The organism is Arthrobacter sp. UYEF3 (assembly GCF_040546245.1).
GTDB lineage: Bacteria > Actinomycetota > Actinomycetes > Actinomycetales > Micrococcaceae > Arthrobacter.
In genome coordinates this window covers 1-9966 of the sequence record NZ_JBEPNK010000045.1, presented here as the reverse complement: position 1 = coordinate 9966, position 9966 = coordinate 1, and the positions used below count along the sequence as shown (strand labels likewise).

Genomic DNA, 9966 nt, shown 5'->3' with positions numbered 1-9966 from the left:
ATCTGGCACAACTGGCACACCAACACACCCCGCAAACGCTCACTCACCGCCTACGACCACTAAAACCCCAAAATCAATAGGAATTAATCATCTAGGTGGGGCTCGAGCTGTTCTCGGGTGATGGCTTCGGGCAGCACGGTGGCGAGTTGGCCGCGGCGGATGACTTCCACGATCGCGCTGATGGGGTCGGCTCAACCGCGATGCGGGGGGCAACGCCGTGGTCCCGGAAGTGCAGGTCGACGTGGCGCCGCTCTCCGTCTCGGAGATTGTGCAGGCCACCGGGATCATCCGTTCCTGTCTCTACCGCCATCTGCCGCCACGGCCTCCCGAGTCGCTGACCGCCGAGGCCCCGGCGAACGCCTAACGAGTCCGGTCGGTCCCGTTCCGGTAAATGCGCATAGGGCACTCCCCATGTCAGCCTGAGCTCGGCGTCGATATATCGAACATCCGCCCGCCGTGTCGCAGGTTGCCTGGTTTGAAGTGCTTCGGATTTTGAGGGAGCCGGGCTGCTATGGCTGTCCGGCGCCTTGCGTCCTCGCGTCCGCGGGGGTTGCCCCGTGGACGGATTGGGTTCTCAGCAGACGCGTCGCTCCATGGTCTGTCCGTACGGGACGGTGATGTCAACTTGAACGGTAAAGTCGCCATATCCGTGTTGGGTGACCAGGATCCCTCCCTCTCCGGCCAGGATTGCGTGATCTGCCGCCTTCCGGACGGCGATAGTGATGTTGTCCTGAAGGGATTGAGGGTCCGAGCCTGTGACGATCCACATCAGTGGCCCGCGTTCCGGCTCGGACGCAAGGGCTGGGGCCTGAGTGTCCATGACAGTGACGCCAGCTGCGCTGGCGGGAGGGCGTTCGAGGCTAATGGTCCGGGTGGTCATGCGTCAATGATGGCTACGGCGTCGATTTCCACTTTCATGCCGGGTCCGAGTCCTGCGGAGACAGTGGTCCGCACGGGGAACGGGGCTTCGAAGAACTGGGCGTAGGCGTCGTTCATGCCCGCGAATTCCGAGTCGTCACTGAGGTAAACACGGACCGAGACGAGGTCTTTCAGGGATCCGCCACCGGCTTCCAGCACGTTTCTCAGGTTGGTGAAGGCCTGTTTTGTCTGGGCCCCGACATCTTCGGCGACGAGCTCACGGGCGGCAGTAAAGCCGCCCTGGCCTGCGAGGTATATGAAGGGACCGACGCGGACCGCCTGGGAATAGGGGCCGACGGGCACAGGGGCGAGCGGGGTTTGAATTTCCTTTTTCATTTGTGAACTTTCTGCATTGAAGCTTGGGGCCGCCTCTTGACGGCTTGGATGTGAAGTATGACACTTAGACTGTCAGACAGTCTGATACTAGGAGGGATAGCATGAGCTTGCAACCGAAATTTCTGGGTCACACCGGCCTCACCGCCGTTATCGGCGTGCTGGCGCTGACTGGCTGCGGCGGTGTCTCATCAGGTGCACCGGCTGCATCTCCGACTCCGTCTGCGGCCGCCGACGCCAGGCTCGCGGCTCTCGTGCCGGAAAACATCCGGCAGGCAGGGAAAATGCGGGTCGCCACTGACCCTACGTATGCTCCATTTGAATCAATGGATACGGACGGGAAGACCATTGTTGGACTGGACCCCGACTTGGCCACCGCGGTCGGTGATCTGCTGGGCCTGAAGGTCGAATTCGTCCCGACATCTTTCGATGCGCTGATTCCCTCACTGGCCGCCAGCAAGGTCGATCTGGCGATGTCATCCATTGGGGACACCAAGGAACGCGAGAAGACCGTGGACTTCGCCACGTATTACTGGAACGGCACGTTGCTGCTGGTCGGCAAGGGCAATCCGAAGTCCCTCGCCGCTGACCAGACCTGCGGGGCCCGCATCGGCGTAATCCGCGGTTCACTGCAACAGACGACGTTCCTCCCCGGCCAGGAGAGTGCGTGCACGTCGGCCAACAAGCCGGCGCCAACTGCCGAGGTCTACCAGAACGCACCCCAGGCGGAGCTGGCCCTGCAGAGCGGCCGTATCGACGGGGTCATGCTCGACGCACCGCCGCTGGCCGACGCTGCGAAAAAGAACCCGGAGAAGTTCGAAGCCGTCGGTCCACTGCTGAAAAACCCGAACCCGGGCGGCGCCGCCCTGCCCAAGGACAGCAAGCTGACGGCTGCTGTCAACGCCGCCATCAATGAGTTGATCCAGAACGGCACGTACGGTTCATTGCTGAGCAAGTGGAATCTGGATGCCATCAAGATCGATAAATCCGAAATTAACGGTGCCCGATCGTGAAGACCGGCACTGAACCGCTACTGCCGGGCCAGGCGGCACGGGTTCCGGGGCGGCAGCACGAACCCGAACGGGTCATCAAGCTTAAACGGCCAGGTCGCTGGGCCTCCTATGTTCTGATCCTCATTTTTGCTGCGCTGGCGATCCAGTCTGTGGCGACCAATCCGAACTTCGGTTGGCCCGTCGTCGGCGAGTACTTCATGTCACCGCGGGTGCTGGCGGGTCTGGTGAACACCCTGCAGTTGACCGTCGTTGCCATGCTCCTGGGCGTCGTGCTCGGCATCGTTCTGGCCGTGATGCGGTTGAGTACCAATCCGGCCCTCCAAGGCGCCGCGGGCCTGTACATCTGGTTCTTCCGCGGGACGCCCATTTTCGTCCAGCTGCTGTTCTGGGGCTACATTTCCGCGCTTTACCCGCTGCTCAGCCTGGGAGTGCCGGGCGGACCTACGTTGTTCGCCATGGACACCAACTCGCTGATCACCCCGGTGGTTGCGGCGATTCTGGGCCTCGGATTGAACGAGGCCGCCTACATGGCGGAAATCGTCCGTGCCGGCATCGTCTCCGTCGGTAAAGGACAGACGGAGGCCGCCCATGCCCTTGGCATGTCGAACATGCGCGCGTTGCGGCGCATCGTTCTTCCGCAGGCGATGAGCGTGATTGTGCCGCCGACGGCAAACAACGCGATTTCGATGCTCAAGACAACGTCCCTGGTGAGTGTGCTGTCCTTCCCGGAACTGCTCTACGCCACCCAGTTGATTTACGCCGAGAACTTCCAAACCATTCCGCTGCTGATCACGGCCTCCATCTGGTATCTGATTGTCACCTCGGTGATGACTGTTGGCCAGTACTACACCGAACGCCACTACGGCAGAAGCACCCGGGACCAAAGCAACGGCATGCTTCGACGCATCCTGGAGCTGCAAAAACGACGCGGCACCACTGACGCGGCCGCCGGGAGGAGAATCTGATGACCCACACACCCGAAATGATGGTCACCGCCACCAACGTCTGGAAGTCGTTCGGCCACAACGAAGTCCTCAAAGGCATCAACCTGGAAGTCCGGCGAGGCGAAGTGATGACGCTGCTGGGCCCGTCCGGATCAGGCAAATCAACCTTTCTGCGCCTCATTAACCACCTGGATACCGTATCGGCAGGGCGGATCGCGGTTGACGGCGACCTCGTCGGGTACCGCGAACACGCCGGGGCCCTTCACGAACTTCGCCCCAAAGACATCGCCCGGATGCGTTCGGAGGTGGGCATGGTGTTCCAGCAGTTCAATCTCTTCCCCCACATGACCGTGCTGCAGAACATTATGGAAGCGCCGATCGGGGTCAAGAATGAACCCAAGGCAAGGGTGCAGGAACGTGCCGAACGTCTCCTTGCACGGGTTGGTCTTTCCGACAAGCGCAACGCCTACCCCGGTTCCCTCTCCGGCGGCCAGCAACAGCGGATCGCGATTGCCCGGGCCCTGGCCATGGAACCCAAACTCATGCTCTTCGACGAACCGACCTCGGCCCTCGACCCGGAACTGGTCGGTGAAGTCCTGGACGTCATGAAAGACCTGGCATCGACGGGCATGACGATGATCGTCGTGACCCACGAGATGGGTTTCGCCCGGGAAGTCGCGGACACCGTGGTCTTCATGGACGGCGGAGTCGTCGTCGAAGCAGGCACGCCAGGCGACGTGCTGGGCAACCCACGAGAAGAACGCACCCAGGCGTTCCTGAGCAAAGTCCTGTGACCCCTTCTTTTAAGGAACAAACAATGAGAATAGCCGTCATCGGTGCCGGAATGATCGGCGTGTCGATCGCCGCTGAAGCGGCCGCCCGCGGCGCCCAGGTCACGCTGATCGACCAGGAGGCGCCCGGCGCAGGCACCTCCGCCGTGTCCTACGCATGGGTCAATTCCAACAACAAGGAGCCGGAGAGCTACTACGAACTGAACCTGGCCGGGCTGGAGGCACACCACCGGCTCGCCGCTTCCGGCGCCGACTGGCTGCGTCCCACCGGCCATATCGAGTTCGCCACCGACCCGGAGCACGTAGTCGAGCTCCAGGGCCGCCTGGAACGCCTCGGCGAACTCGGGTACCCGGCCGATAAAATCACCCCGTCCTACGCCCGCGAACTCGTCCCTGACCTGCTCATCCCCGACAGCGCCGGGGTGGCGGCATACTTTCCCCGGGAAGCCCACTGCTATCCCAGCCTGTACATCCGCCATCAGCTTCGCCGCGTCCAAGAATCAGGGGTAAAAATCCTGTCCGGTGTCGCGGTGGAGAACTTCCGTGAAGCACCCGGTGGCGTGCGACTGGGCCTCAGCGACGGATCCACCATCCTCGCCGACAAGGTCATCAGCGCTGCCGGCCGCTGGACCAACACGATTACGGCCGCAGCCGGACTTGGACCGGTCATGACGGACTACCAGGAGCCCGGCGACGTTACCGTGGGCTACCTCGCCGTCACAAACCCCCTGCCCACCTCGATAGACCGCCTCCTCACCACCCCCTCACTGAACATCCGGCCCGACGGCGGCGGCCGTCTCCTGCTCCAGGCCCTGGACCTGGACGCGACGGCAACGCCCGGCACTGAACTGCGCACGGACCCATCCCTCACCCACGAATTCCTCTGCAGACTCCGGGGCGTGCTGAGAAATACCGAGAACGCATCCATCACCGAGTTGCGGGTCGGAGAACGCGCCATGCCGGCAGATGGCCGCAGTATTATCGGCGCGGTCCCGTCCGCATCCTGGCTCTACCTGGTCGCCACCCACAGCGGTGTCACCCTCGCGCCTTTCCTCGGAGTGAGCGTAACGGCAGAAATCATGGGGGAAACGGAACCCCTATTTGCGGATTTCCGACCGGATCGCCTTCTCGACAACGCCCTCGCCGTACAGCTGGCGGCCCCTCGGAAGCCCGGACAGCAGTAAACCCGATAGCCGCGGATTCCGGGCGGCCGCCTAGGATCGTGAATCAGGCATTGGCGGCGCCAGCCCCGATATAAAGAAGTACCGCCACAACAGTAGGAGCCCACCCGTGAACAAGATCCACCGCATGACGACGGCAGAGCTCAGCACCGCCGCACTCCGGGAGCAGATTCTTAGCCGGAAGATCCTGCCTGGATCACGAATCACCGAAGACGCCATGGCGCGCGAACTGGGCATTTCGCGCGCCACGGTCCGTCAGGCGCTGAATTCACTGGTCCTGGAAGGGCTCCTCGTCCGCAATCCCGCAACCCGGGTACTGGAAGTCCTGAGCCTCGATGCCGCCGACGTGGCCGAAATTTATCAGGCCCGCCGGGTGCTCGAACTTGCCGGTGTGGAGGCGTCCGCCGATGCCTCCGATGAGGCGTTACTGGGACTGAAACAAGCAGTGGCGCAGATGCGTGAAGCGGTGGAAAAGGGGGACATCCCCGGGTTTGTAGAGGCCGATACACAATGCCACGCACAGACGGTGGCCTTCCTGAACTCCCACATCCTTTCAGAAGCCCACACCTCACTGATGGGCCGGCTCCGCCTGGCAATGACACATCTGGAGGCCGACGGCGGAGCCACCTCGGAGGGTCTCGCACAGCACCAGGAGTTCAGCGACCTGATCCTGGCCCGCGAAATCAAACAGGCAAAAGAACATCTCGCCCAGCGCCTAAACATTGCCGAACAACAAATGCTCGACAGCCTCATCGCACCGCCGCGGGCAGCGAAGTAAACGCGGCGCCGCAAGGCGATGTCACGGCTGAAGCGGGTGGTGCAGTCGGCTCTTGACGATGGTTCAAGCTCGTGCAGCCGGCTTCTGAAGAAAATGCCGTTGGTGCAAAGGACTTCTGACAAACCGATGCCAACAGCCCTGCACTGGAGTAATTCTGCGGCTTGAAACGGTTCAGACGACTTCCGAAAATGACAAATGGGGCGACTCGACCAGCCCCGGGACGGCCAGACCGTCCGTCTTGATAAAGGATCCCCTGACGTGACGCCGGCCGGGGTCAGTCGAGCGGAAGGCACCAGGTACCACCGCCGTCGTGTACGGTTCGCTGACATCGATCGGCGATACTCGATTCATGGTTATCAACATCAGGCTCAGCGACCGAACGACTGCAGAGGGCGATGATCCGCTTGGACGTGATTGGTACGGCTACGACCCTGACGCAACACCGGAGCAGCTCTGGGCTAACAATCGGGGAGACTGGTTCCTGAGCGCGAAGAGTATCTCAGATGAGCGTTGGGCAGCACTCAACTACCAAGGTCGGGTCGTGCTGGTCGCGGAACTCAAGGACCCGGATCACGTGATCCTGGTAGGTAACACACGGGCGCCAAAGAAGGCTCTCAGAGGCCGCGTCCTGCCGGCCGGACACTCCATTCACGAAGCCCTGATCGGAACGCAGGTCGAATACGCGCCTGGCAGCAGGAACTCAATTATGTATGGCCCGGACCCTGAGATGGCCGGCGCGGTAGACGCGGACCTACCTGAGGCGTGGGATCTACCAGGTGCTGTGGGCCAAGGGCTGCAAATGGACGCCGAAGTCCGCAGGGCGATTGAGAACGCGGCACAGGATCGTTTGATGCGGTATTAACGAGACCTTGGCTGGACGGTTACAGATACCCGGCATAATCGTCCCTACGACGCTGAAGCGGCCAGGGGTGCTGAGCGGATCTACCTTGAAGCGAAAGGCACCCAGAGCAGAGGGGATTCGGTCATCGTCACGCGCAATGAGGTCGATCACGCCCGCCAGTATCCGGGACTCTGCATGATGGGCGTGTGGTCCGGGATGCGGATGACGGACGGGGTGGTAGATCCTGGGGCAGGGGTCTTCAGGGTTCTTCCCTTCAATCCAGACGACGGGCAACTCCTTCCCCGTGACTTCGACTGGACGCTCCCCGGCGAGGCGACCTGACGACGACTGGGCAAAGACACCCCCTGGTTGGTCCGCCGGATCCCGCCTGCCACTGCACCGCTCAGAGGGTGGATGCTCGTCAAACCAGTTGACGGTTTTCCATGCTTAGGCCGCGGTACAAGGTTGCCCCGCTGCCCCTCCTACATCAAGATACGAAATGAGAAGAAACTATCTTGATCAGCCGTCCCCAAACCATACAGATCTATCTGCCCCAGGGTGATCCAGCCGGCATCCGAATGGCTGAAATCACCACGCGCACGGTGCGCGTCTTTGACGTCCCACGAACGCTACTGACCGAATTCCTCAAAATGCCCGAGGCCTCCCAAGTCGGTCTCTACTTTCTCTTCGGCGCCTCGGAGGACGCCTCTGAGGTTTGCTACATCGGCCAAACAGGAAACGTCGGCGGTCGGTTGAAGCAGCACACGGTGACCAAAGACTATTGGGAGCGGGCCTTGGTCGCCGTCTCATTGACCAATACATGGACCGACACCCATGTGGGGTACATGGAATGGCAGGCCATCGACAAATCGCTCCGGTCCGATAGGTTCAAGCTCATGAACGGGAACGGGGCCTCCAACCGGCACACCCCCGCCCCGCTGGAGGCTGATTGCAACGAATACCTGGACACCATTTCCGTGCTCCTAACGACGCTCGGGTTCCCCGTGATGGAGCCGCTCCAAAAGCATGAGTCAAACCTCGTGCCGCTGCAATCAGCCGTTTCCTCGGCGCACTACCTTTCCTTCACCAGTCAAGGATGTGAGGGAAGGGGAACGCTAACCCCGGAGGGGCTGGTCGTGCAGGCCGGATCATACGGCCGTCCCCTGGAATCGAACGGATGCCAGGCTTGGATCGTAAATTTGCGGCGAAAGCTTAAGGAGCAGGGAGTCGTAGAAATTACGAGTGACCGGCTGACCTTGTTGAAGGACCATTTGTTCAATAGCCCTACCGCCGCCGGCGTGACTCTGGTGGGTCGATCACTAAACGGCAGGACCTCATGGAAGAACGCGGCCGGAAAGACGCTGGATGAGCTGGAACGGATGAACCTCGACACAGCAACACCATCTCCCGATCGAGTTTGAACGGCTATCTCAGTACCCAGCGCTCGAGCCCGCAAAGCTTGGCCCCGAGCAGACAGAAGCTCACTTTCCAACAAGAACGGCCAAGTAGGATGACATCCATGGCACCAAGTCACGATCCGTTCAGCGTTGTCCGAGCGAGCCAACTTCCCCTATTCAAAGAGCCCGTGCGACAAGCCGTGATTACCGCGGCAGAGAATGCGTTCTATAAGAACGGATATCACGGCACCACCATGAGAAGCATAAGCTCAGGGGCCGGAGTGACGGTCGGCGCGCCATACTATCATTACGATTCCAAACAGGAAATCCTTCGCGAAATCATGGACCGTTTCATGCGCTGGTCCTTACAGACGACGATCGACGCATGCGCGGCGGCGGGCGAAGACCCCTATTCCCAACTGGTGGCCGCCGTAAGATCACACGTCTACCAGCACGCCACGCACCAGGTGCCCAGTTTTGTTGTGGACAACGAACTTCGAAGTTTGGAGCCGGAAAACCGGGAGCAGATCATTCAACTTCGCGATCAGATCCAGGGCATTTTCACACAGGCTGTTCAGCGTGGACATGAACAAAGAATCTTTCGTACGCCATATCCACGTGAGTCAGCGAGGGCGGTAGTGACGATGTGTACTTCCGTCGCGTCATGGTTCAAGGTCGACGGCCCGCTCTCAGCTGTCGACGTGGCCGAGCGATACACGACAATCTGTCTGGACGCGGTGCGATACGCGTCCGGCTCCGAAGCTGCAGCATTGGATGTCGGGTAACGATCGTTCGCAGGACACCGTTTGAGATCCTTCCCGGCCCAAGGAATACAAGGGCCTTTAAAGTCGCTGGGCGCACTGCCGTCGCAGGGATCATGCATCGAATACAGGACAGCCGTTCGTTGATTCACTGCCGCCCTCCGCGGGCGGACCGGGACGTCCCGCTGCGGGGTGAGCACCCGTGGAATCCACGGCCCGCCGGTGCCTGCCATTTAACACCCCGGTCGCCGTGATGACCTCAAAGACGGCTTCGGTGATCCGGTGCGGACGGTCACTCACGGCCAACCGCTTCCGCCAATACGTCAACGTCGAGGGATGGAAAGCGGCATCGTTGAGCCCGTACCCGCACGCAGCCTTCCACCGCAGATCAAAGGTCAGCGCCTCGGCCGTTACCCGGTCCGAGAGTCCTTCCAACGCCTGAAGAACCAGTACCGAACCGATCACCGACGCCGGGATCGACGGACGCCCCCTCGATGACCTGAAAAGGTCCTCCATCATCGAATCCGGAAACAACCGGCTCCGGTTTTAGCCAAAAACGCGAAGGCACTACCCGGGGCCAACAGCTCCCCGGCCAGTGCTTCCAGTTTCCCGTCTCGCCGTTTCACCCATCGCTCCACAAAGAGGGCTGTCAAAAGAGCGACTGCCATGACGCCGAACATTACAAATCTGAGTGGCGCAACAGAATCAACAGGGCCTCGCTGTGCTCGGGCAGTACAAACATTCTTCTTTCCTTTTTTGCTGCTGTCCGTTGGATCCTACGTGCCCGCTCCACCGGCTCAACCGTCCTGCGGACGGCCGCGCACCCAACGGATCGCGCTCGGCGCTGCGCTTATTTCCTCCCACAACCCCTCCGCCGCCTGCCCTTCGGGTTGCCCCGGCTCCGTCGGGCACAGCTGAGTATTTGATGCCTTGAGAGCCACCCGATCGTGCGGTTCAGAGCCAGCGATCGTGCGGAAGAGAGCCAGTGGTGGTGTGGTTGGGAGCCACT

At 61.2% G+C, this 9966-nt stretch carries 11 protein-coding genes and 2 pseudogenes; 10 read left to right on the top strand and 3 right to left on the bottom strand.

Translation table 11 applies throughout. The features are described 5' to 3' along the window. The first annotated feature begins 217 nt into the window (after nucleotides 1-217). On the top strand, nucleotides 218-364 hold the full coding sequence (locus ABIB14_RS18325) for a hypothetical protein (protein WP_354237333.1): 147 nt from the start codon (nucleotides 218-220) through the stop codon (nucleotides 362-364). 210 nt (nucleotides 365-574) lie between these two features. Here ABIB14_RS18325 and ABIB14_RS18320 read toward each other — a convergent pair whose 3' ends face one another. Continuing rightward, the gene (locus ABIB14_RS18320) at nucleotides 575-880 is read right to left on the bottom strand and encodes a hypothetical protein (protein ID WP_354237332.1); all 306 of its coding nucleotides are present in this window, start codon (nucleotides 878-880) and stop codon (nucleotides 575-577) included. Further along, a complete protein-coding gene (locus ABIB14_RS18315) occupies nucleotides 877-1254 on the bottom strand; it encodes a RidA family protein (RefSeq protein WP_354237331.1) in 378 nt (125 codons plus the stop codon). The genes ABIB14_RS18320 and ABIB14_RS18315 overlap by 4 nt, the downstream gene beginning before the upstream one ends. Nucleotides 1255-1355: 101 nt before the next feature. On the opposite strand from ABIB14_RS18315, the gene ABIB14_RS18310 reads away from it, so the two are divergent. The 9 genes and pseudogenes from ABIB14_RS18310 to ABIB14_RS18270 all read left to right on the top strand — a co-directional run bounded on the left by ABIB14_RS18310 (nucleotide 1356) and on the right by ABIB14_RS18270 (nucleotide 8981). Then, nucleotides 1356-2264 (top strand): ABC transporter substrate-binding protein, encoded by a 909-nt coding sequence (locus ABIB14_RS18310; RefSeq protein WP_354237330.1) that lies wholly within the window; start codon nucleotides 1356-1358, stop codon nucleotides 2262-2264. Then, nucleotides 2261-3229: an amino acid ABC transporter permease gene (locus ABIB14_RS18305; RefSeq protein ID WP_354237329.1), complete on the top strand. Its 969-nt coding sequence runs from the start codon at nucleotides 2261-2263 to the stop codon at nucleotides 3227-3229. The genes ABIB14_RS18310 and ABIB14_RS18305 overlap by 4 nt, the downstream gene beginning before the upstream one ends. Further along, nucleotides 3229-4002, top strand: a complete 774-nt coding sequence (locus ABIB14_RS18300; RefSeq protein WP_354237328.1) for an amino acid ABC transporter ATP-binding protein — start codon at nucleotides 3229-3231, stop codon at nucleotides 4000-4002. The genes ABIB14_RS18305 and ABIB14_RS18300 overlap by 1 nt, the downstream gene beginning before the upstream one ends. A gap of 23 nt (nucleotides 4003-4025) precedes the next feature. Next, nucleotides 4026-5183: an NAD(P)/FAD-dependent oxidoreductase gene (locus ABIB14_RS18295; RefSeq protein ID WP_354237327.1), complete on the top strand. Its 1158-nt coding sequence runs from the start codon at nucleotides 4026-4028 to the stop codon at nucleotides 5181-5183. 106 nt (nucleotides 5184-5289) lie between these two features. Next, complete coding sequence (locus ABIB14_RS18290; RefSeq protein WP_354237326.1) at nucleotides 5290-5958, top strand: GntR family transcriptional regulator; 669 nt, start codon at nucleotides 5290-5292, stop codon at nucleotides 5956-5958. Nucleotides 5959-6307: 349 nt separating this feature from the next. Continuing rightward, complete coding sequence (locus tag ABIB14_RS18285; protein WP_354237325.1) at nucleotides 6308-6820, top strand: hypothetical protein; 513 nt, start codon at nucleotides 6308-6310, stop codon at nucleotides 6818-6820. Nucleotides 6821-6838: 18 nt separating this feature from the next. Beyond that, a pseudogene (locus ABIB14_RS18280) lies at nucleotides 6839-7141 on the top strand (protein NO VEIN domain-containing protein); the annotation flags it as partial. A 173-nt stretch (nucleotides 7142-7314) separates the two neighbouring features. After that, a complete protein-coding gene (locus tag ABIB14_RS18275) occupies nucleotides 7315-8220 on the top strand; it encodes a GIY-YIG nuclease family protein (protein WP_354237324.1) in 906 nt (301 codons plus the stop codon). 98 nt (nucleotides 8221-8318) lie between these two features. Beyond that, nucleotides 8319-8981, top strand: coding sequence for a TetR/AcrR family transcriptional regulator (locus ABIB14_RS18270; protein WP_354237323.1), 663 nt, complete (start codon nucleotides 8319-8321; stop codon nucleotides 8979-8981). A 177-nt stretch (nucleotides 8982-9158) separates the two neighbouring features. Here ABIB14_RS18270 and ABIB14_RS18265 read toward each other — a convergent pair. Further along, nucleotides 9159-9595, bottom strand: a pseudogene (locus tag ABIB14_RS18265) (transposase); the annotation flags it as partial. Nucleotides 9596-9966: the final 371 nt, after the last annotated feature.

Coding starts and splice junctions, on each gene's coding strand:
- ABIB14_RS18320 (WP_354237332.1), bottom strand. CDS start 880: ATGACCACCCGGACCATTAGCCTCGAACGCCCTCCCGCCAGCGCAGCT.
- ABIB14_RS18315 (WP_354237331.1), bottom strand. CDS start 1,254: ATGAAAAAGGAAATTCAAACCCCGCTCGCCCCTGTGCCCGTCGGCCCC.
- ABIB14_RS18310 (WP_354237330.1), top strand. CDS start 1,356: ATGAGCTTGCAACCGAAATTTCTGGGTCACACCGGCCTCACCGCCGTT.
- ABIB14_RS18300 (WP_354237328.1), top strand. CDS start 3,229: ATGACCCACACACCCGAAATGATGGTCACCGCCACCAACGTCTGGAAG.
- ABIB14_RS18295 (WP_354237327.1), top strand. CDS start 4,026: ATGAGAATAGCCGTCATCGGTGCCGGAATGATCGGCGTGTCGATCGCC.
- ABIB14_RS18285 (WP_354237325.1), top strand. CDS start 6,308: ATGGTTATCAACATCAGGCTCAGCGACCGAACGACTGCAGAGGGCGAT.
- ABIB14_RS18270 (WP_354237323.1), top strand. CDS start 8,319: ATGGCACCAAGTCACGATCCGTTCAGCGTTGTCCGAGCGAGCCAACTT.